The sequence below is a fragment of the Pseudovibrio sp. Ad26 genome (assembly GCF_001623285.1).
Taxonomy (GTDB): Bacteria; Pseudomonadota; Alphaproteobacteria; order Rhizobiales; family Stappiaceae; genus Pseudovibrio; species Pseudovibrio ascidiaceicola.
This window is the reverse complement of the sequence record NZ_LMCE01000131.1, coordinates 1-20,868: the sequence shown is the minus strand read 5'-3', so window position 1 is coordinate 20,868 and position 20,868 is coordinate 1. Positions and strand designations below refer to the sequence as shown.

The window sequence follows — 20,868 nt, the reverse complement described above, 5'->3', positions numbered from 1 at the left end:
CTTATCGCAATCTCTACAGACAGGCGTAAGTTGGGTGAGGTCACTCCGAGGTTGAAGTCGAGCATTGACTAGCGCTGTCTAAGTTTGTCAAATGTTGCACTGGTCACGCAGCAACATTTCTGTACTGGGCCATGAGCGGACCTTCGGACGTTTCCATCAAGGGTTGAGTACAGCTTAGGTAAAGTGTTACGCAATCTCTGAAACAAGATTTCTTTAAAGTGAGTCCTCAATATGAGGCAACAACATCTCTACTTTTAACCTCGATCAGCTAGCGGGGGATTGCCACCTGCCTGCCTCACCCAGCAGCATCCTAGAGTGTCATACCTTGAACTACTCAGAAGTTCCTGAGCTATATTGGTATTTATCGGAATCTGAGGTGCCCCCAAGTGCGTTGTACCCCGGCTTCGACGGTTGTGCCACTGAAGCAAGAAGATTTGAAGAAAGCAACGCTGTTAGTTCTTGCAACATTTGTGTCTTGCATAGTGTCAAGTTCGGTTATTGGGCAAAATGCTGCGCAGTATGATTATCTATCTGCGCTAGACTTTGCAACAGAGCGGTTATTTACGTGTCAGAAGCATTGCTACAGAGATATTCCGGAATGAATAATCTTCCGGAGTGGTCTTCAAAAGGGTTTCTGCTGTCTTGTAGATCTGGTCTAACAGATTTGCTTTTGATGGTGTATCGGGGAGATTTCCACGCAACACTGCTTGAGTGAATGCCCGGAAGAAGTTGACATAATTGGTAGCATAGCGATCCAGATCTTTGTCTTGCTTGTAAGCTTCAACAAAGGGGACTGGCACTTCATAGCTTTCTGTTCGATCCAGCGTGTAAAGACCGGCCAGATTATACGCTGAGTTCGTTAAAGGGGATGTCAGCTCTTCCAGACTGCGGAAATAGACTGGCTGATAGTATCTCTCATATACTTGCGAGGAAATATTGCCGAGTTTGACATGCGCTAGAAGAGCGTCGTTGAGAAGGTCGAACAGGCCGTCGCAGGTGCGGAGTTCATTTGTACAGCCGAAGACCTGAACCATAAGCTTGCCGCCTGATACAAGTTCGTTCGCCCGGGCGGTTAAAAAGGCTGCCATGTCATCTTCGGCTTGCTTAGCAAATATCTTACTCTCTTTTTCTGTGACGTGACCGTTTGCCCGCCTTTTGCCGGGGCCGTTTGGCAATACGTATCCGGGCAACTTATCAAGCGGGCGTTCGGACAAGTAGCCGATTGAGTTGAAGGTAGTGGCGACATGAACGCTGTCTGCTGGCAGTAATTGATCATACATCGATCCGCCAACGGCTGCTGATGAGACCCGCTGTGAGCCGAATGTCGATTGTCCGTCAGGTCTTAAACCAAGAAATAACTTAGAATAATCATTTGTCGGCAAATCAGAATGGATCGTCAGAAACGGGCGGTCTGTCTGCTGCATTGTCTTGCCGATGAGGTGACGCATGACAGAAATAGAATTGCGTCCTTCAGAACACCCAAAGTCTGCAAAGGTAACTGGTCCTGAGCTTTTTTCTAAGGGCAGACTTGAGAGAGTGTCTTCTAACCAGGGTAGGACGGCTGCGATTTGCTCCCACTGTGGGGCGGAGTTGGCATCGTAAAAACCGCCGCCAGCCATGCCGGTCATGCCTGTTGGGCGACGCTGTGTACCCACTGTCTCTTGATCAAGATTTGTCATAAATTTCTCCTGAAAATCGCTAATATTGCGTCGGATCTATAATGTGGTTTCTAAATGTATCAAGCGTTTAAATGGCATATGCTTAGAGCATGTCGCGTTCATAAGCTGATGTGTTCACCAAGCGCGCGCGCGAGTACGTTTCCTTTATGTCAGCGGAACGCATGTGAGCTGCGAACAGCGGCAGCCCGGTGAGAGCGAGTCCTCCGACCAGATTACCGATCACGACCGGGATCTCATTCCAGATCAGATAATCGAGAATGGAAAAGTCTCCACCCAGTATCAGCGCCGTTGGAAACAGGTACATGTTGACCACCGAATGCTCGAAGGTCATTGCAAAGAACAGCATGATCGGCATCCACATTGCGATGACTTTTCCGCTGACCGAGGTGGAGACCATTGCGCCAACCACACCAAGGGATACCATCCAATTGCACAGGACGCCGCGGATGAAGATAGTCATCATGCCGCCCATGCCATGTTCCTTGTAGCCCACCGTGCGGTTCTTACCGATGTTCGCGATGACCTCGCCAACATGATTGACTGGTGCTGAGAAACCGTAGGTGAAGATGACAGAAGTTAGAAAAGCGACCAGCAGGGCGCCTAAAAAATTGCCGATGAAAGTAATCGTGATCGCCTTTACCACACCGCTAAGAGTGACGTGGGGCCGCCTGTCAATCCAGGCCAACGGGGCAAGAACGAATATTCCGGTAACAAGATCGAACCCCATGAGATATAGCATGCAAAAACCAACAGGAAACAGGACAGCCCCTACGATGGGGAAGCCGGTTTGCACGCCGACGGTGATTGCAAAGACCGCAGCAATTGCCAGAATTGCGCCAGCCATGAAGGCCCGGATCATCAGAATTCTTGGGTTTATGAAGATTTTTTCCTCACCCACGTCAATGATCTTTTCGACAAAGATGCGCGGTTCGTTATAAGACATTCCAAATCTCCATGTTCTATAAACCAACTACTCCCAAACAATGGTGCGGGCAGCACTCTTCCACCTGCTAGATGTTTGGGTGATACGGACGTTGAGCGGACTTCATCTGCTTCGTGCCATGCTTTCCTCCGGGGTTTGGGTTTCAATCACCTTTGGTGCTTTATGTCTGGTGACAATCAATATGCCCACCACGATCAGGCTGAGATTGAACATGAAATAAGATCCGAAACCTTCATCGAAGAATATCCATGCCAGCAATACAGTTATGGGTGGGCCTAAGAAAAAATAGCTCTGCGAACGTGAAATATCGCCGCTTCGTATGAGAATATAAAAAAGCACCCAGCTTCCTAGAGAAAGAACAACGCTTAGCCAAAGTAATGATCCAAGCAGAGGGACGGACCAGTTGATGACCATTGGCTCGAAGGCAAGCATTAGTCCAAACACGGGGATGAGCGCACTTAAATGCTGGATCAGTGACCCTGTCATCAGGTTCATGTGCGCTATAAATCGCTTTTGGTAGAGCACGCCTGCGACCATGCTGAAAAGACACAGGACTGTAAGCAACACCCCGCTATAGGTGTTATTATCTAAATTGGCTTTTTGGTTGACGACGAGCAGGACACCTATTGTCCCGAGCAACAAGCCCAGTATCAGTTTGAAGCTGAATCTTTCGCCCAGAAAAGCGATTGCCCCCACAGAGGCGAGTGCTGGATGCAGTGCCATAATCAGGCCAACTGTGCCTACATCCATCCCCCATTCATATGCGATCAGCATACCTGTGAAGCAAAATCCGTGTATGAGAATTCCGGTCACGCAGACATGGAATACTTCTATCGGTTTATTGTGCCACTCAGCCTTGATTAAAAAAATGATGCTTAAGAAAAGCGGAACTGGAGCGGCTAATCGCAGGGTTTGAAACGTAAACGGATCTGTATATGCGATGCCGATTTTCGATGCCACATACCCCGAACTGTAAAGAATGACGAACAACAGCGGTAAAACCTGATTAGCAATTACCGCCGGGTTCGGTCTTTGGCGTGGAGGCATATATTTGTTTCCAGTTCGCTTTCCGTGATTGAATAAGAGGTTAACCAGCTGTTATTTCATCACAATCTGCCGCTGCCAGATATTCACGGAGGTAGCTTTTGAAATCAGGTGGAATTTCGGCAGTTGCAATTTTGCCGTGTTCGCCCGACGCTTTGGCGTGAATGACTGTCAGCTGGCCTCTGGAAACATCTTCTTCGCGGCCATCGCTCAGCTTTTTACAGATGAAAAAATTAAGCACCAGTGACTTTGTGCCAATCCGGCCAACATTTATGGCGATGAGTATCTCATCGCCAAAGGTCATTGGTCGCAGAAAATCGCAGTTCACTGAGAGGATCGGCCACTTTTGATCTTTGGCCGGATCGCAGATACTCATTCCGCCTTGCTGGAAAAACCTCGTCTCCGCAAATTCTACATATCGAAAGATATTTGAAAAATGCGCGATGCCTGCCATGTCTGTTTCGCAAAACTCTACATTTTTGGAAACAGAAAACAGCTTCGCATTTGATGACACTTCAATGTCTTTAAGCATTATGCAATCCAATCAAGCTGTTTCGCGGATGACACGCTTTAGTTTTTTCCCTGTGACCCCTTCGTTAGACCCGGGAGAAACCTGCTTGATTTCAGTGATATCCGGAAGGTTATTCTGGTTGGAATATACGAATATTCTCTGCGCGATATCTGCGAAAGGCAGGCCTTCTTTGATTTCTGCTTCAACCTTTAAAGTTCCTTCAAGTTCGCCTTGGACCACTGTACAATCGAAGATCTCAGGAATATTTTTCAAAAAGGCCTCTTCGAGCTGGCAGCTATAGTAGGTTTTGCCGCCCAGCAGCATCGAATCGCTTGTTCTATCAACGTGGTAGTAAAGGTCATTCTCGCCTTTGTAGATTAGGTCTCCAGTAAGCCAGTAGCCGTCAAGAATGGCGTCTGCGGTCGCCTCTTGATTCTCCCAATACCCTGAAGTCACACTCGGTGATTTAACTCCAAGCCTGCCGACTACGTCATAATCGGTGATTTTTTTGTCCTGTTCATCAAAGAGCGCGACTTCGATCCAGGAAAATGGTTTACCCACACAGCGGTTGTAGTTGTTGGTCTTAAGCGTGTGGATGTTTCGAAAGATCCCAAAAGCGAATTCCGAAGAGCCCAAGTTATCAATAAACAGAGCACCATTTACGCGTTTTCCATCCTCATAACGATGACCGTATTGAAGCATTTTTCTGACATGAGGCTCATGACATGCATCCGCAGTACTCATCCATATATTGATGGAGGCGAGGCGGTCTGGATCAATGTCAATCCGACACAAATCAACATAAACACTAGGGAATGCGAACATTATTGACGGCTCAAAAGTCTCAATTGCCGCCGCTATCCCTTCAGGAGATTTATCTGAAGTGACAATCAGATGGTTCATACGCATTATGTTGCTCATCAGCATTGTGATGGCAGCCGCATGTGAGATCGGTGCAGCCGATAACATAGCATTGCCGAGCTTCTTACCAAGCTGCTTCTTGACCCCGTAAATTATCGACTTTTGACTAAAAGAAACCGCCTTGGGAAGACCCGTCGTACCGGAAGTATGACTAATGAGAACAGTATCATCATCCAAGTGATCATAGGTTTCACAGGGAAGCGAGAAAGGTTGTTTTTCCACCTCAATGATATCTGTTGTTGGACATTCGAAATTGGCGTTGTAGGTGAGGATCTCACCCAGCCTTTCCCCTTCAGAAACAAGCAACTCAGGCTTGATCTTTGATAGATACTTACTCGCAATTTCCGGAAAAACTCCGCCATTTAAAAATGCAGGGATAGCTCCGATCTTCGTTAAAGCGAGGTAGTGAAGATAATAGGAAATGCTATCATCTAAATATAATGCGACAATGGATTTCGCCCGTATACCCAAATGCCAGTAGCAAGATGCTATATGGTTTGCTTTCGCTACCAGGTCATTTAAGGAAAATGCCCAAGCTTGTCCCTCAATATCAATGTGAGTGACTGCTGTACGTTCATTATCTACTGCTAACTCGTGGACGCGAAAAAGAAAATTTCCAGCCCCTATCGTTGGGTCATTAGCTATTTCACTTATCAGAGAATCCTTGTCCTCAGCGCTGTCGCCGTTTGTATTTTCCGCCTTGCGCAACATGTGCCGTTTTAATTTGCCCGTTTCGGTTTTGGGCAAACTGTCAACAAAGATAATCGATCTTGGAAATTTGTATGGTGATATAGTGTTCTTCACATGCTCTTGTAACGCCTCAACTAAGCTCGGTGCTTTGCTATTCTTATCGGCCAGAACGACATGCGCGCGGACGATACTTCCTCTATCTGGATCTGGTATACCTACAACTGCACATTCTCGAACGGATGGATGTGAAAGCAGTGCTTCTTCAACTTCAGCAGCAGCTATATTGTAGCCAGACGAAATAATCATATCGTCTGCTCTAGAAACGAAGTGTAGCTTTCCATCCTGATCTTTGCGGAAGAAGTCGCCGGTGATGTTCCAACCATCTTTGACATATTCGGCCTGTCGGTCATCATCCATATAGCGACAACCTGTTGGTCCACGGAAACCCAACCAGCCCGGCTTCCCAATCCCGACAGGTTTCATACCATCATCAAATACTTCAACCTCGTACCCCTCAATTGGCCAGAGGCCAGCAGAGCCTGACTGAAAGTCTTCCAGGCGGGTTGAGATGAATGTGTGTAGTGCCTCGGTTGACCCCATCGCATTTATGATTGGAACGCCTATACGATCTTGCCAGTGTTCTAACACTGGTTGCGGTAAGTTCTCACCAGCGGATACAGCGCAACGTAAAGTCTTGAGAAGTTTGCAGTTAACTTCTTCAGAAAGCATAACTTTGTATGCTGTTGGTGCGGAGAAGCAGACAGTTGCATCATACTGGCCGATAAATTCTGCCAGATTGAATGGTGACGTCTGCTCCAACAAAACGGCAGCTGCGCCAAAGCGTAACGGGAACACCGCCAAACCGCCCAAACCGAAAGTGAATGCCAACGGAGGTGTACCTATACAGACATCACCTGGCACAATTTTCAGGACTTGCCTTGCAAATCCATCAGCAATTGCAAGGATATCGCGATGGCGATGCATGGTGATTTTAGGCTTCCCGGTCGTGCCGGATGTACTAGCTAGCAGTGCAATGTCGTTCTGAGAGGTTTTAGCTGCCTCATACTTAGTCGATTTGAAGATTGCCTTAGCATTCACAGTCGCTTTGTCGTCAATGATTGCCGAAAATTCCGCAATTTTAAGATCAGGGCGTGTGTTTCTATCCAACAGGCTTAGCTCTTCATCTAAACCTTTTTGGCAAAGAACCAAATCTACCTTAGCCCTATCGATCAAGATGCTCAGTTCGCCCGCACGCATGAGCGCAATGGTATTGAAAGCAACTGCACCAACCTTCAAGATTGCCAAAAAGCACGCCACCATCATTGGGCAGTTTCTCGACCTAATCATGACCCGGTTCCCAGGCATGACGCCGAAATCTTCACTGAGAACTCTAGCAATCTGATTTGAAAGATCTCTAAGCTGCTGATACGTCAATGTACCATTTGAGCCGATTAAAGCCGGATGTTCGCCGAACCCCCGCTCCACTAAGGCATCAACTAGTTCAACTCCTACGTTTAACTTCTTTTGATATGGGTAAAGATCAATTTTAAATTCTGGCTGTAGTTCAGTTACTGGAAGATTATTGTTGACAAATTCGTCAACATGCCCTGTTTCGAGCAACATTTTCATCAGCCTCCTAAATAATAATATTTATAATATTACTCTTATGTAAAATATATAATTTAGATTTGATAAGATCAATTCAATACTATCGTTATCGATATAATACTTGTTTTTTTATGATCAAATTTCAAGAACCAAATAAATGAAATGTTTTCATTTTTAAATTCTAATATTCTAATTTAGAAACTCTACGGTAATATGTGGATATAAACCCCGAGGGTGACTGATGAGCCATGCACGAAAAACGACCAATCTAGCGGAAATGAACACCTCAAGTCGGGCTCAACGAATTGTTGTAATTGGTGCAGAAGGACATGTTGGAACGACGATATGTGCTGCGTTACCGGACCATCACGATGTGATTAAAGTTGGACGTAACAGTGGTGACGTAAATGCAGATATCTCAGAGAGATCCTCTATTGATGCCATGTACAAAGAGATCGGAAAAGTAGACGCTGTTGTTCTGGCTGCTGGTGCGGTTCATTTCTGCCCTCTCGAGCAATTCCCTGAAGATAAATTTTTATTTAACCTCACGCACAAGGCAATGGGCCAGATCAACTGCGTACTCGCAGGCCTAAACTATCTCAATGACGGCGGGTCGTTTACCCTATCAAGCGGTATTCTGGATAGAGACCCGATCCGAATGGCAAGCGGTGCAGCTGCTGCCAATGGTGCTATCGGCGGATTTGTGAAGAGTGCGGCGATTGAAATGCCACGTGACACTCGGATTAACGTTGTTAGCACGGGGCTCCAGGACATTTCCGTCGAACGATATGGAAGCGTTTTTCCTGGTCATACTCCAGTCTCATCGGAAAGGGTCGCAAATGCCTATCTTAAGTGCGTTGAGGGAGGCATTAACGGACAACTGGTGACCGTAGACTAAGGTGTTTGTAAGCAATGCTGCATGGGGGGGCAAAGTTTGAAATTTAAACTCGTAAGCTATAATTTATGTCCTTTTGTGCAGCAGGTATTTATAGCCCTGTCGTTGAAAGGCCTCGATTTTGACATCGAATATATCGACTTGTCGAACCCTCCAACATGGTTCACAAAAGTTTCCCCGCTAAAAAAAGTGCCAGTTCTTTTCGCTGGTACAAATCAGGTGCTGTTTGAATCTATAGCAATAATCGAGTTTATTGAGGATTACGCTGAGCAAAAGACATATCCGTCGGACTTGTTTGAACGATCCCGTGACCGTGCGTGGATTCAGTTCATTAACCAGCTGATGTGGAGTCTGTATGATCTTTCCGTAATGGGGAGTGAGGAAGAATACGGTTCAACTGTAGGAACGCTTCATAAAAAGCTCGATGAACTGGAAGCTGCCTCGCACGGTGGGAAGTACCTTTTTGGCGATTCATTCTCGTTCGTAGAAGCCGCAGTAGCGCCATTACTTCTTCGCTTGAGTTATATTGACGAAATAGCCCCCGGTCTTCTTGACGAAGTACGTCATAGCAATATTTGCAGAGTCAACAACCAGTTAATGGCTGACGCAAACGTTCAACGCTCAGCTCACAGTGACCTAAAACAGGCTTATTACAAATTGCTCGGGAAGCGGCAGGCGTACTTGTCCACTTTCCTGCCTGAGAAATTCAAATCAGCTGAAAGCACGCCTTTAAGATATTGATCGGCACCAAATTACAATTTGCCAGGACAACACATTTTCATCTCAAAACCGCAGTTTTTTTTCTGAGTCATGCGAGCCATAGAAAATTGGAAAAAGTAATATGACGTCCACTAAAGTATTTGAAAAAACCAAAAGGTCTACAATTAAACGAGCCCCTGAATACGCAGATTACAGCGAGCAAGCAGTCTACGATATATTGGATAGCGGGTATATGTGTACGATTGCGTTTGTACTCGACGGCAAGCCCTTCTTAAATCCCACACTTTACTGGCGCAAAGGTAATTACGTCTATTGGCATGGTCTAGCTGGCAGCAAGATGTTGCTTGAACAGGCCAAAAAAATTGATGTTTGCTTCAATGTAAGTCACCTGGACGGGCTGCTTTTAGGACGCTCAGCTTTTCACCATTCTGTAAATTATCGCTCGGTCACGATCCATGGCAAATCAGAGCTGGTTGAAGACAGTAATGAGAAGATGGATGTCGCATTTGAATTCGTCGAAACATTATTTCCTGGTCGCCGCTCAGAGTTGCGTGAACATAAAGAAGAAGAAATCCAAAAGGTTAAGTTCATGCGTTTGCCAATTGAGGAAGTATCCGTAAAGCATCGCTACGACAACTCTGTCATGGATATTTTGAGAAGGCAGCAGAGCAACGCACTTAAGGAGTATGGTCCTGAAGGTGTAAACCCCCACTGTTGGACAGGAACAATTCCAATTCGCACAATACTTGAAACACCGATTCCAGATACTGCTACTGATCCAAACATTCATTCGCCTGATTATTTGTCCCAATCTAAATTCAAACGCGAGTTCTGAGGCAAGTTGAAGTCTAGATCACTACCAAGGAGGGAATGAGGTGAAAATAGTTGTTATTGGTGCAAGTGGAGATATTGGTCGAACGGTTTGTAAAGAGCTCAGCAAGAGACACGAAGTTATTAGAGTTTGCCGCAGTTCTGGTGACTATCAGACTGATATGACTGACATGACATCTCTTGAAAAGCTATTTAATGCGATTGGAGAAGTGGACGCTATCGTAGTGACAGCAGGCTCTGTTAAATTTGCAAAATTGCAGGAAATTTCTCAAGCTGAATTTATGTATGCACTCTCCGATAAAGTCATGGGCCAAGTGAACGTTGTTCTCGCAGGTATGAGTTATGTCAGAGATGGTGGATCCTTCACCCTAACAAACGGGCTATTGGATCAACATCCTGTTCCAAATGGTGTTGGCGCTGCGACAGCAAATGCTGCACTCTCTGGTTTTGCAACAGCTGCAGCGATTGAAATGCCTCGCAACATTAGACTGAACGTCGTGAGTCCAGGCCTCATGGACATTTCCTATGAGCGCTATGGAAAAACCCTCAAGGGGCACGAACCAGTTTCTTCAAAAATTGTCGCCGCAGCTTATGCGAAAAGTGTTGAGGGATCCGCTTCTGGGCAACGTATTATAGGAGAATAAAATCAAGGAAAGAGATCTCTACTTGCCTCACATTCTTACTTGCAAACCCAATTCTAAAATGTCCTTTTGGAGGCCTTACAACGATGCGGTGTTTATTTGTCCAGATAAAATGCAAACCAGGATCGTGGCGTAGTATCGCAAATGAGATTGCCATCAAAGAACTACATTCCGAGATTTATTCGATCAACGGTGAATATGACATCATGACAAAAACATATTTGGAAGATTTCAACGAAGCACCAAACCTTGTTTCCAAAATGGTGAGCGATATCGAAGGCATTGAAAAGACTTCAACTATGTTCGCATTCGATCCATTCTGAGCGTTAGTTTTATCGCCAGTTGGCAGTCCAGATATAGAGATGATCAACACTGGAGAAATGGAATTGGGATTAAATTATTTTGAGATAAACGCAGATGCCGTAAATTCACTCCTCTCCATCAAAAAGCAGGTCCCTGCAATTGAGGAAACCCTGAAAACTTTGGTGGAGTTGCGTGTTTCACAAATCAATGGCTGCGCATACTGTGTAGATTTGCATTCAAACGAAGCTAGAAAAGCTCATGTTCATCAACAGAAACTGGATTGCTTACCGGTGTGGAAGGAGAGCAACCTTTTCTCACAAAGAGAGTGCGCTGCCCTCAGTTGGGCAGAAAGCGTCACGATAATCTCTGAGGAACGTGAATCTGAGGGCAATTTGAACCTTCTATTGGAGACCTTCACGGAAAAAGAAGCCGTAGATTTGACATTCATCGTATGCGCAATGAATGGTTTGAACCGCCTTGCTATAAGTTTTGGCGACAAACCCAAAAGTTCAGTTTCTAAATAGATTTCTCATAGGAGCATGATCGTGCTGTCGGTGTCTCGTAAATCAAATTTCAGTTTGCCCAACGTATTGAACTCGGGCGCTATGTCGCCTTAGAACGCAGGATATGCGAGGGGCATTCTACTTAAGATATGTAACGTCAACATTTGCCCATCACTTCTGAATTGCAAACTTGCGGGATCTGAGCATTGCCGCGATTACGTGTGTAAAGCATCCGGCTCTGTTGCAAACGTGTCTTAGAGCGCAATTTGTGTGACTTCAGGGCTATCTTATTAGATTTTATCGCTCTGAAGATGGTTTTCGAGCATGGTCATAGCTTCAGATAGAGCACTTGGGCCAATTCCGAAGGCCCGCTCAACGAGGCGGGCTTCACCCAGAACATCCTTCGAGAAGTTGAAGGCACCAGCCTGACCTTTGCGCAGTGCCCGCATTACTTCAAAGCCTTTGATCGTCGCATAGGCGGTCTTCATGGTTTTGAACCCGCGTACAGGTTTGATGAGCTGTTTCAGTTGCCGTGATCAGCTTCGATGATATTGTTCAGATACTCCACTTGGCGATGTTCAGTGTCCGTGGGGCATTTTCCTTCTGCTTTCAACTCGGATATAGCAAGGCCATATGTTGGGGTAATCCCCCCGTTATTTGATCAAGTTAAAAGTAGAGATATTGTTGCCTCATATTGAGGACTGATTTTATGAAGAAATCTCGTTTCAGCGACAGGCAGATCATTGCAATCTTGAAGCAGGGCGACAGCAGCATTCCGGTTGCTCAGCTGTGCCGGGAACACGGTTTGAGCGCGGTGAGTTACTATAAATGGTGCGCCAAATATGGCGGCCTTGATGCGCCAATGATCTCAACGATGAAGTCTACCGAAGAAGAGCCACGCAGTATCTGTGAAGCTGCGCAGCAAGTGGTCTCCAGAACAGATTGCCGGCTGGCTCAAACGTAGCTTTCCAGGAGACGTAAACAAGCAGGTGTCCCACGAGACGATATATCGAAGCCTTTACATACAGGCTCGCGGCGTATTGAAGAAAGAACTGCTGGACCATCTGCGTGCCAAACGCACGATACGCCGGTCCAGACACGCAAGCCTCAAACGAAATAGTCTAGGCCAAATTAAGGATGCCGTTTCGATCAGCAAAAGGCCCGCTTGCATCGAAGACCGCGCAATACCAGGGCATTGGGAAGGTGATCTGATCGGAGGATCCAAGAATAGCTATATCGCCACTCTTGTTGAGCGGCAAACACGCTATGTCATGTTGATTAAGGTTGCCAACAAAGACACGAGCAGTGTTATCTCCGGGTTGATCAAACACACCCACAAATTGCCGAAAGAACTTTACAGATCCTTGACTTGGGATCGAGGCAAGGAGATGGCAGATCATCTAAGCCTGACATTAGTAACGGATGTTGCTGTATACTTCTGCGACCCACATTCACCGTGGCAACGCGGATCAAACGAAAATACGAACCGCTTGCTGCGGCAGTATTTGCCCCGAGGCACTGACTTATCTGTACACACGCAGCCTGAACTTGATGCAATCGCAAGACAACTCAACGAACGACCACGCAAGACCTTGCAATATCAAACTCCAGCTGAGAAGTTCTCACAGTGTGTTGCCGCGACCAGTTGAATCCACCGCCAACTGCTGACATTCGAATGTTTCCATCATAGGTTGAGACACGTTCACCCGAAGGCGTTCACAATAGCTCTAACAGGCGATCTGGAGTGACTTTAGATGACGGACAGGTCCTACCTCCACAACGGATCTCTGGATTCGGGCAACATTTGCGCCGAATGTACAACGAGACCTGTGGCTCTTGGAACGAAGAATTTTCTCTTCATGGGATCAGAAGGCGGCGGTAAGGCTGCGGCTATATAGCCTATACCCTCATTGAAACCACTAAGCTCAATAATGTCGATCACCAAGCCTGGCTCACGTGGGTGCCGGCTCAAATTGCAGGTCACAAAATCAATCGTATCAACGACCTCATGCCATGATGTTACGCTGCAAAAGCAGCGTAACTGAACCCGAACCAATGGAACAGGACGCCTTCACCGAACGCTCACGATTGTTCGGGAACAGGAGGAACTCCAGTTACGAAGTCTGTATGCTATCCCGCAACTTTGAGTATATAACCTCGTTCAGAACGCAAGGGTTTAAGCCGGGGGCTTTTACTAAAATAGTCATTTGTGCGATGGGGTCGAAATCAGCGCGGAAGTGAGCCGTACTTTTGACTACGATAATCAATGGACCTTCGAGCAATAGTCCAAAACTGCGCAAAAGGGCTAGGTCAACACATTGAAAGCGTTTTTCGCTAACCACGATATGGATATCATTGGTCAGTCCTGTAATGCGCAACAAGGCCATTTTACCAAGATCGGCAAGGCAACCAGCGTACATATCACCTGTACAGGCAATCGGTTTGTCAGTTAACTGTACCACTTCAAATGTTGCCGTTAGGGGTGTCTCATTTTCAATGGGGGCTGTGCCGCCAAGCGCAACTTTAATAAAAGACCCTAGCCCAGCCTCCCACGCCTGCGCCACACAATCAGTATCAGCAATGATCCCAACGATTGCAGGAACTGCATCCAGACTGACAAGCGAATGCAAAATAGAGGTAGTATCGCTGGATGCTCCAGCACCTGGATTGTCCTGAACATCCGCAAGAATGACCGGTTTTGGACATTGCCCTATTAACTCTGCAGCTTTGTGAATCGCATCCTCCGGCAATAAAAGATTGTTTCCGATACTGCTGCGTGCTGCCATGAACCGATCAAAAATAATCTGAGTGGCCTGTTCTGCCGCCTTCTTTGTCGCGGCATAGGCAACAACGGACGGTCCTGCGTTAGCTACATCAGCAGAAGAAAACCCCGCTGCAGCATCCACACTGATTAGACCTTCTATGTTCAGCTCATCAAAACCGGAGTAAATTGTAGCAAATGGCTCAATAGAGGTCGCCTGTGCCGACAATGGGATCAAAAAGGGCAATTGTAAGAACGATTTTTCTATAGGTTTATTGTCGTTTAATATTTGTCTGAGAATACGTGTCGCCCGTACCCCTGTAAGCGCCATATCGATATGAGGGTATTCTCGGTATATTGTGATTGCATCACACGTCTCGACAAAGTCAGCTGAAATGTTAGCGTGAAAATCAAGCGCTGCAACAATTGGAACATTTCCTACAACAGAACGTATGCGTTCAAGAAATTCCTGTTCCCCATCATCAAAACCTTCTGCGACCATCGCGCCATGCAGATCTAACAGCACGCCATCAAGTGGAAGTAGACCACGTAACCCGTCACAAACTTCTTCGGTGTAAACGTCAAATGCTTCGCTCGTCACTTTGCCTGCAGGTTCTGCTGAAGCCCACAAGATCGGTAATAGTTCAAAATCATTACCCTCCGAGATAAAGCCACCAGTGGGAATGTTCATGCCGCAAAAAGTTTTGAGCATGTCTTGTCCACGCGTTGCAGCAGGCCAACTGTCTGCTTTCTCAAACTCAGATACTGGCGTTTTTACCGGATTAAACGTATTAGTTTCATGCATAAAGCTTGCAATTGCGACACGCGGTTTAGCATTCATCCTGATATTACCTCTTGTTTATTTTGGTTCTTTGCATACTCCCGAGAACTAACGCTCACTTTTCAGGAGTATGCTTTTGCCGCAAAACGGATGGACAGTATTAATGTAAATGAGTAGATTTATCAGTTGGTTGCTGTGTCATAATTGAGTTTCTGCAGTTACAAGCCCTGCAGCATGATACTTTTCACGCAAATGATCACGGTAAATCGCCTTACCCATTGCAATCATCATCAATCCCAAAATGAAAGAAAATGGCAAGGCTCCAATAATCATTGCGTTTTGTATCGCCTCCATCGGGTTACTTTCGCCCGCAGCAAGCAACAAAGTGCCAAGAACACCCGTCAAAACGAAGCCCCAAACAATGCGATGCTTGATGCCCGTTTCTTGATCTCCACCAGACATGATGGTGTTCATGACCAAAATACCAGAGTCTGCTGTTGTCACCAAGAATGTCAGGACCAGTACAGCACATACAACATTCATCGCAGACAAAAATCCGCCGTCCAGAATGTAGGACATAGTTATGAAAAGCTTGTTTGTATTGGAGGCGCTAGAGATAGCTCCGTTCGCAATGCCACTAAGTTCAAGGTCAATTGCTGTAGCACCCAGAATTGTCATCCACGCAAAGCAAACCAAGGAAGGTGCAACAACACAACCGATAACAAATTCACGAACCGTACGGCCTTTTGATATCCGAGCAAGAAACAAACCTACAAAAGGTGCGTATGCAACCATCCAAGCCCAGTAGAAGGTTGTCCATCCTGCCTGCCATGTGAACTGACGACCATTGTTGCCTGCCTCGTAGACAGCCAAAAGGGTCGCTTCATCTAGCGTTGCTGCCTCGCTACTCAACCCTGAAACAAATTTATCATAGCTGCCCCAGGCATTGGTTGCACCAGCAAAAAGGTCATTTGAGTATGGCTGCGCCACTGCTGGCAACGCCGTTGTGAATTCAGCCTCACTTAGTGGGAAGTAAGCAAGAAAAGACAGAGATAAGAAGTTCAGAATGTAATCTACCAGTGCGATGCCGTAGGTGGTCATTGCAAAGAAAAACGAACCAAATATTACGAAGGTGAGTAGCAACACCATAGACAGTATTAAGTTCAAGTTTGATAGGTATTTTACGCCTTTTCCTACGCCTGATACGGCGGATAGAATAGACAAAGACATTATGATCACAAGCCCTGCGATCAGACCCGCATCACTTGGTGTTGGGGTTTCACCGCTCAGGTTCATGATCCATTCCATCCCGGTAATTGCGTAAACACCGTTCAGAAACTGACTGACACCAAAGCCAATCGTCACAGAAACAGCCAAAATTGTTGCTACGACGCCAAACGTGTCGATAATGTGCCCGAAAAATCCGTTTGCATACCGTCCAATAAGCGGAGTCAGAGCGCTGCGGAGTGTTAAAGGCAAGCCTCGAGTGTAAGAGCAGTAGGCCATAGCTAGACCGGCAATCACAAACACGCCCCATGTATGAAAACCATAGTGTGCGAATGTGAAGATGTATGCTGGCCTTAGCGCTTCTATAGTATTTGCCTCAACCTTTTGCGCTAGAATTTCAGGATTTGATGCCCATAATCCCAAAGGCTCTGCAGTAGCAAAGACCATAAGACCTACGCCTAAACCTGCACCAAACATCATTGCAAACCATGAGAAATTCGAATATTCGGGCTTTTCTCCGGGAAGCCCCATTACTAGCTTACCTGTTGAAGGAATGACCGCAATTGCGATGAGAAAAACTGCAAAAACTCCAAAAAGTATAATGTAGAAGGCATTGAAGTTTTCAAGAAGCTGCCATTTAAAACTATTTAGAATGTTGTTCGCGGATTTAGGCCAAAGCAATGCCCAAAGAACCAGCGCAACCATGATGCATTTACTGCCTATTGCAATTGGAAAACAGTAATTCTCATAGAATCCAGACGATGATTTTTTAATCACAACATCCGTAAACGGTGGTTTTATCATACTCAATCCCCTCCTTAGTACTTTTTACTTAGGTGGTTCCACCACAATATGATAGCGATCAACAGTGCGCAGATATTCACATCTGTAATCATTTGTAATCACATTAACGTCTTACTGCGAAGCTTGGAGCCATGATGACTACCAATTTTTCAAAAAATTTACGTAGATTATGTTCTGAACATTTCAGTATTGCACAAGTTTGCCGTGAAATTAATTTCAACCGCCAGCAGTTTAATCGCTATCTCAACGGAGGTGGCATGCCTTCGGCCCATAATCTAAGGAGAATTTCTCAGTATTTCGGGGTAAGTGTAGATGCTCTGATGTTGGATGAAGAACAGTTTTCTGCTGTATTAAAGTCTAACAGATATGGAGAAGTTCATAGATCACGCCATTCACTGGATTCGATTTTCGTAGACCAAGCTAGGCATTTGCGTCGGTACTTAGGATACTATCATGGGCATTTTCAAACTCCGACTTGGGAGGGTGGGATCATCCGCACTTTGATCAGATTGCAGGAAGAGAACGGGAAAGTTGTAAGCTACACGCTTGAACGAGCCAAAAGCCAGGATGGCAGCGTACGCCAAAGAACGCGTCATTTAGGTCTAGTAGCTTTTCAAGGTAACAGGATTTACCTTATCGAAAACGCAAATAGCGAGGATAATTTTATATCAAGCACCATCATGTTTCCCGAACATCGGCAGAAGATCAATTTAGTTCAGGGGCTTACAATGGGAGTCGCTACCAAGCCCCGAGTTATGCCTTACGCGACGCCAATAGTCTGGAAGCGCATTACCGACGAAAAATCGGCACGCTGGAGTATAGAGCAAACAGGGATCTTTTCTACTTCCAGCACCGCTATTGATCCTGTCATTCGCAAACTCTTGACGGGAGTTCGTCCCTGATCCAGATCAGACTTTGAGTATCCGTCATGCGCAATGTTTACTGGCATTCCTGCCATTCTGTAGAAACATTTCAGGCGAACGTTGCGTAGCCTTGAAGGTCTAGAAATATGCGCTGAAAATCGCCTGGGTGTTGAAGAGGCCGTAGCACCGGGTGCTGTTGCACAATTCGAAATTAGCATACAGCTTGCCCAATCCCATGCATCTGGTCATGCAGAAACCTTCTCGAACCTGGCGCGTCCGAGGGCCGTCATTGTGTTGAGAACGGCGACGCCAAGTTTTGCCTCTGTCCTCTGATTGTTCATCTTTCGTGACCGGAGCGTGGTCCCGATCACCTGCTTAAAACGACCCATCAAGGTTTCGCCTCTAGACCTTTGGCCATATCCGGTTTGCTTTTGCCAAGACATCCTGCCGTTTTTTTTGAATGACAAGAACTAATCTCGGTCGCGGTATATCTTTGAGAAGCTGCTGTTGAACGAAATGTTCAAAAGGGTATCCGTCGTCTGATGCCAACATATTGGAAATCTGGCTGAGACCTCAAGTTGATTGACTTTGTTGAACCAAATGATGGACAAGATAAGATGATCGCAGAGTTGAAGGCAAAGATCTTTAACGGGTGAAACTTTAAGTCATTGCAGCCAAATCAACTTGAGATTGAGTGCTTGTTCAGAAAAGAATTTCACTATGTAAGGGTCGATGTCCGCTTTTGGTCAGACAGTGACATATCGAGAGTAGTGTAGAAAAGATGATCGAAGCCTCTGCACAGACTGCTCGATTGTGAACTAGAAACGTCAAGTTCATTACTCAAGCAGATAGAACTATATCACGCCTGCATTTCCAATGGCGATCAGACTAAACCGCCATTGGCGCGCACGGTTTGCCCGTTGATCCACGCACCGTCGGAGCATACGAGGAACGCCACAACGGCGGCTATATCCTTCGGTTCGCCGAGACGCTCCAGCGGTGTCATCTGTGACATACGATTGATGACCTCCTGAGGCTTCCCATCTAGGAAAAGCTGGGTTGCGGTCGGACCGGGGGCCACGGCGTTGACGGTGATAGATCGCCCGCGCAGTTCTTTAGCCATGATGGCCGTCATCGTCTCAACTGCGGCCTTGATCGCAGCATAGACGCCGTAAGTTTCGAGTTTCAATCCGACAACACTGGTTGAGAAGTTCACAATGGCACCACCATTTCGGAGACGTTTGGCTGCCTGACGTAGGGGGTTGAACGTGCCCTTGAAGTTGATCGCGACCTGACTATCGAAAAGAGCGTCATCACTTTCTGCAATGGTGGCTAGCTTCATAATGCCTGCATTGTTGACGAGGACGTCCACACCGCCGAAGGTTTTCTCGGCCATCTCGAACATTCGCTTTACTGCTGCCGCATCGGATACATCCGCTTGGACCGCAATAGCATTATTGCCTGTCGCCTTGATCTTTTCGACAACTTGACGCCCAGCATTTTCATTGTCTGCATAGTTTATAACTACATTGAACCCGCCTGCCGCGAGGTGTTCTGCAATCGTAGCGCCGATCCCGCGTGAAGATCCAGTTATGATTGCAGTTCTGTTTTCAGTAGTGCTCATGTCTTTTTTCCTTTCCTGGATCAACCAATGCTGGTTGTGATTATTAAATAGGCTTTCTCGTTATGTGGATAATCGCGTACAAATCGTCATCACTATTCTGCTAAGTCGGATAATAAATGGATCGCATTAATGCTATGAACGTCTTCACACGGATCGTGGAAGTTCGAAGTTTTACCAAAGTCGCAGCCGATCTTGGCTTGCCTCGATCAACGGTCACGGATGCAGTCAAGGGACTTGAGGCCAGATTAGGTGTTAGCCTGTTACATCGTACTACCCGCGTTGTGCGTCCAACGTTGGATGGTGAAGCTTATTATCGGCGTTGCCTATCTATCCTGTCGGAAATTGAAGACGCCGAAGATGCCTTTGCTGGGACAAAGCCCAAGGGGATGCTACGCGTTGACGTGCACGGGGTCCTCGCACGGCATTTTTTGTTGCCGACATTGCCTGATTTCCTGGAACGCTATCCCGACATTCAGATCCATATCGGTGAAGGCGACCGGCTGGTCGATTTGGTGCGTGAAGGTGTGGATTGCGCTCTGCGGGTCGGTAATCCAATTGATAGTGATATGATCGGACGCAAGCTTGCTGATCTGGACGAGGTGACCTGCGCGTCACCGGATTATCTTGAGCGGTTCGGCACACCCTCAACGATTGACGCACTTGAAGGGCACCAGATGGTCGGTTTTTGGTCCACCGCGACAGGGGCAATATTGCCGCTTGAGTTTGTCCAAAATGGCAAGGTTCAGATCTTTAAGCTTCCTACACCAGTGACGGTCAGCGGAGCAGAAGCCTATGCACAGTGTGCATGTCTCGGCCTTGGTATTATTCAAAAGCCGCGCTACTCTGCGGCTGAGGACCTCAAAGCAGGGCGACTGGTTGAATTACTCAAAGATACACCGCCAACGTCGTCTCGGGTATCGATTTTCTATCCGCGCGACCGATACTTATCGCCAAGGGTGAGAGTGTTTGTAGATTGGGCGGTGAAAGTTTTTATGAAAACTTCCCCAATCTGACCAAAACATCTGCCCCTTGGAGGTTTGCTTTAGCTCGACACAACTATTTACATCCACTTACAATGTAGACTGCTGCAAGAGATATGAGATCGACCTGAAGTTGAAGTCTCGCCTTGGCCAATCATGCCTAGAATTAGGTTGAATGACCGCTTCTCTAATCGGGCGTTGAGGTCAAGCTCTTTTTCCTTTTCATTCGGATCATATCCATGTCCGGGTCACGCTTCTCTTCGCAGTCTGGGTCGCTCTTTACAGTGAGCGGCTGCATGCATGTTGTCAATGCTGGTTCAAATTTCCCCAAAAGCGCTGGTCCAAAATTCCCCAGTTTGAGGGTTTGGTGACCAGCCAGGTTTATTGGTCAGCGCTGACCTTTGCTTTTGGTCTGCCGCGCCGTTTTGGCGGCGGTGGAGGGGTTATGGAGGCGTTTGAGCGCACGTGATCGGGCATAAGGTCAGCATGGGCTCTGAGGCGATAGCTGGCACCATCGATCTGGACAACGACCGCGTGAT

General features: G+C 46.6%; 17 protein-coding genes and 4 pseudogenes. 11 read left to right on the top strand and 10 right to left on the bottom strand.

Annotated elements, in window-relative coordinates:
* Window positions 1–557: 557 nt before the first annotated feature.
* The 5 genes from PsAD26_RS23610 to PsAD26_RS30415 form a co-directional block, all read right to left on the bottom strand.
* On the bottom strand, window positions 558–1,679 hold the full coding sequence (locus tag PsAD26_RS23610) for a hypothetical protein (protein WP_063312367.1): 1,122 nt from the start codon (window positions 1,677–1,679) through the stop codon (window positions 558–560).
* Between the two features lie 82 nt (window positions 1,680–1,761).
* The gene (locus tag PsAD26_RS23605) at window positions 1,762–2,622 is read right to left on the bottom strand and encodes a formate/nitrite transporter family protein (protein WP_063287383.1); all 861 of its coding nucleotides are present in this window, start codon (window positions 2,620–2,622) and stop codon (window positions 1,762–1,764) included.
* A 102-nt stretch (window positions 2,623–2,724) separates the two neighbouring features.
* On the bottom strand, window positions 2,725–3,669 hold the full coding sequence (locus PsAD26_RS23600) for a DMT family transporter (RefSeq protein ID WP_063287382.1): 945 nt from the start codon (window positions 3,667–3,669) through the stop codon (window positions 2,725–2,727).
* A 40-nt stretch (window positions 3,670–3,709) separates the two neighbouring features.
* Window positions 3,710–4,198, bottom strand: coding sequence for a thioesterase family protein (locus PsAD26_RS23595; RefSeq protein WP_063312366.1), 489 nt, complete (start codon window positions 4,196–4,198; stop codon window positions 3,710–3,712).
* Between the two features lie 12 nt (window positions 4,199–4,210).
* Window positions 4,211–7,411, bottom strand: a complete 3,201-nt coding sequence (locus PsAD26_RS30415) for an AMP-binding protein (RefSeq protein WP_193758349.1) — start codon at window positions 7,409–7,411, stop codon at window positions 4,211–4,213.
* Window positions 7,412–7,637: 226 nt separating this feature from the next.
* Here PsAD26_RS30415 and PsAD26_RS23585 point away from each other — a divergent pair, with 226 nt between their 5' ends.
* The 6 genes from PsAD26_RS23585 (at window position 7,638) to PsAD26_RS23560 (ending at window position 11,310) form a co-directional block, all read left to right on the top strand.
* Complete coding sequence (locus PsAD26_RS23585) at window positions 7,638–8,294, top strand: short chain dehydrogenase (RefSeq protein ID WP_208980642.1); 657 nt, start codon at window positions 7,638–7,640, stop codon at window positions 8,292–8,294.
* Between the two features lie 36 nt (window positions 8,295–8,330).
* A complete protein-coding gene (locus PsAD26_RS23580; protein WP_193758348.1) occupies window positions 8,331–9,032 on the top strand; it encodes a glutathione S-transferase family protein in 702 nt (233 codons plus the stop codon).
* Between the two features lie 100 nt (window positions 9,033–9,132).
* The gene (locus PsAD26_RS23575; RefSeq protein ID WP_082830612.1) at window positions 9,133–9,846 is read left to right on the top strand and encodes a pyridoxamine 5'-phosphate oxidase family protein; all 714 of its coding nucleotides are present in this window, start codon (window positions 9,133–9,135) and stop codon (window positions 9,844–9,846) included.
* A gap of 40 nt (window positions 9,847–9,886) precedes the next feature.
* Window positions 9,887–10,486: a short chain dehydrogenase gene (locus PsAD26_RS23570; protein ID WP_063287378.1), complete on the top strand. Its 600-nt coding sequence runs from the start codon at window positions 9,887–9,889 to the stop codon at window positions 10,484–10,486.
* Between the two features lie 83 nt (window positions 10,487–10,569).
* Window positions 10,570–10,806 carry an Lrp/AsnC ligand binding domain-containing protein gene (locus PsAD26_RS23565; protein ID WP_057462486.1) on the top strand — a complete coding sequence of 79 codons (237 nt, stop codon included), beginning with the start codon at window positions 10,570–10,572 and terminating at the stop codon, window positions 10,804–10,806.
* A 39-nt stretch (window positions 10,807–10,845) separates the two neighbouring features.
* Window positions 10,846–11,310, top strand: a complete 465-nt coding sequence (locus tag PsAD26_RS23560; protein ID WP_208985827.1) for a carboxymuconolactone decarboxylase family protein — start codon at window positions 10,846–10,848, stop codon at window positions 11,308–11,310.
* A gap of 269 nt (window positions 11,311–11,579) precedes the next feature.
* Here the strand turns inward: PsAD26_RS23560 and PsAD26_RS23555 are convergent.
* Window positions 11,580–11,929: pseudogene (locus PsAD26_RS23555) on the bottom strand (DDE-type integrase/transposase/recombinase); the annotation flags it as partial.
* Window positions 11,930–11,998: 69 nt separating this feature from the next.
* Here PsAD26_RS23555 and PsAD26_RS23550 point away from each other — a divergent pair.
* The 3 genes and pseudogenes from PsAD26_RS23550 to PsAD26_RS30275 form a co-directional block, all read left to right on the top strand.
* On the top strand, window positions 11,999–12,253 hold the full coding sequence (locus PsAD26_RS23550) for a transposase (RefSeq protein ID WP_063312363.1): 255 nt from the start codon (window positions 11,999–12,001) through the stop codon (window positions 12,251–12,253).
* Window positions 12,192–12,938: pseudogene (locus PsAD26_RS23545) on the top strand (IS30 family transposase); the annotation flags it as partial. The gene PsAD26_RS23550 and the pseudogene PsAD26_RS23545, both read left to right, overlap by 62 nt.
* A 174-nt stretch (window positions 12,939–13,112) precedes the next feature.
* Window positions 13,113–13,306 (top strand): annotated as a pseudogene (locus tag PsAD26_RS30275) (transposase domain-containing protein); the annotation flags it as partial.
* A 97-nt stretch (window positions 13,307–13,403) separates the two neighbouring features.
* Here PsAD26_RS30275 and PsAD26_RS23540 read toward each other — a convergent pair.
* On the bottom strand, window positions 13,404–14,891 hold the full coding sequence (locus PsAD26_RS23540; RefSeq protein ID WP_063312362.1) for a M81 family metallopeptidase: 1,488 nt from the start codon (window positions 14,889–14,891) through the stop codon (window positions 13,404–13,406).
* A 138-nt stretch (window positions 14,892–15,029) separates the two neighbouring features.
* A complete protein-coding gene (locus PsAD26_RS23535; protein WP_063312361.1) occupies window positions 15,030–16,862 on the bottom strand; it encodes a BCCT family transporter in 1,833 nt (610 codons plus the stop codon).
* 134 nt (window positions 16,863–16,996) lie between these two features.
* Here PsAD26_RS23535 and PsAD26_RS23530 point away from each other — a divergent pair, with 134 nt between their 5' ends.
* A complete protein-coding gene (locus PsAD26_RS23530; protein WP_193758347.1) occupies window positions 16,997–17,764 on the top strand; it encodes a helix-turn-helix transcriptional regulator in 768 nt (255 codons plus the stop codon).
* 844 nt (window positions 17,765–18,608) lie between these two features.
* Here PsAD26_RS23530 and PsAD26_RS23520 read toward each other — a convergent pair.
* Complete coding sequence (locus PsAD26_RS23520; protein WP_063312359.1) at window positions 18,609–19,349, bottom strand: SDR family oxidoreductase; 741 nt, start codon at window positions 19,347–19,349, stop codon at window positions 18,609–18,611.
* Window positions 19,350–19,465: 116 nt separating this feature from the next.
* On the opposite strand from PsAD26_RS23520, the gene PsAD26_RS23515 reads away from it, so the two are divergent.
* Window positions 19,466–20,362 (top strand): LysR family transcriptional regulator, encoded by an 897-nt coding sequence (locus PsAD26_RS23515; RefSeq protein WP_063312358.1) that lies wholly within the window; start codon window positions 19,466–19,468, stop codon window positions 20,360–20,362.
* A 348-nt stretch (window positions 20,363–20,710) separates the two neighbouring features.
* On the opposite strand, the pseudogene PsAD26_RS29905 reads toward PsAD26_RS23515, so the two are convergent.
* A pseudogene (locus tag PsAD26_RS29905) lies at window positions 20,711–20,868 on the bottom strand (AAA family ATPase); the annotation flags it as partial.

What these genes read in the sequence shown, in the direction of transcription:
- PsAD26_RS23610 (WP_063312367.1), bottom strand. Translation starts at nt 1,679, where the DNA reads ATGACAAATCTTGATCAAGAGACAGTGGGTACACAGCGTCGCCCAACA.
- PsAD26_RS23600 (WP_063287382.1), bottom strand. Translation starts at nt 3,669, where the DNA reads ATGCCTCCACGCCAAAGACCGAACCCGGCGGTAATTGCTAATCAGGTT.
- PsAD26_RS30415 (WP_193758349.1), bottom strand. Translation starts at nt 7,411, where the DNA reads ATGTTGCTCGAAACAGGGCATGTTGACGAATTTGTCAACAATAATCTT.
- PsAD26_RS23565 (WP_057462486.1), top strand. Translation starts at nt 10,570, where the DNA reads ATGCGGTGTTTATTTGTCCAGATAAAATGCAAACCAGGATCGTGGCGT.
- PsAD26_RS23575 (WP_082830612.1), top strand. Translation starts at nt 9,133, where the DNA reads ATGACGTCCACTAAAGTATTTGAAAAAACCAAAAGGTCTACAATTAAA.
- PsAD26_RS23585 (WP_208980642.1), top strand. Translation starts at nt 7,638, where the DNA reads ATGAGCCATGCACGAAAAACGACCAATCTAGCGGAAATGAACACCTCA.
- PsAD26_RS23560 (WP_208985827.1), top strand. Translation starts at nt 10,846, where the DNA reads ATGATCAACACTGGAGAAATGGAATTGGGATTAAATTATTTTGAGATA.
- PsAD26_RS23540 (WP_063312362.1), bottom strand. Translation starts at nt 14,891, where the DNA reads ATGAATGCTAAACCGCGTGTCGCAATTGCAAGCTTTATGCATGAAACT.
- PsAD26_RS23515 (WP_063312358.1), top strand. Translation starts at nt 19,466, where the DNA reads ATGGATCGCATTAATGCTATGAACGTCTTCACACGGATCGTGGAAGTT.
- PsAD26_RS23550 (WP_063312363.1), top strand. Translation starts at nt 11,999, where the DNA reads ATGAAGAAATCTCGTTTCAGCGACAGGCAGATCATTGCAATCTTGAAG.
- PsAD26_RS23595 (WP_063312366.1), bottom strand. Translation starts at nt 4,198, where the DNA reads ATGCTTAAAGACATTGAAGTGTCATCAAATGCGAAGCTGTTTTCTGTT.
- PsAD26_RS23530 (WP_193758347.1), top strand. Translation starts at nt 16,997, where the DNA reads ATGACTACCAATTTTTCAAAAAATTTACGTAGATTATGTTCTGAACAT.
- PsAD26_RS23520 (WP_063312359.1), bottom strand. Translation starts at nt 19,349, where the DNA reads ATGAGCACTACTGAAAACAGAACTGCAATCATAACTGGATCTTCACGC.
- PsAD26_RS23605 (WP_063287383.1), bottom strand. Translation starts at nt 2,622, where the DNA reads ATGTCTTATAACGAACCGCGCATCTTTGTCGAAAAGATCATTGACGTG.
- PsAD26_RS23535 (WP_063312361.1), bottom strand. Translation starts at nt 16,862, where the DNA reads ATGATAAAACCACCGTTTACGGATGTTGTGATTAAAAAATCATCGTCT.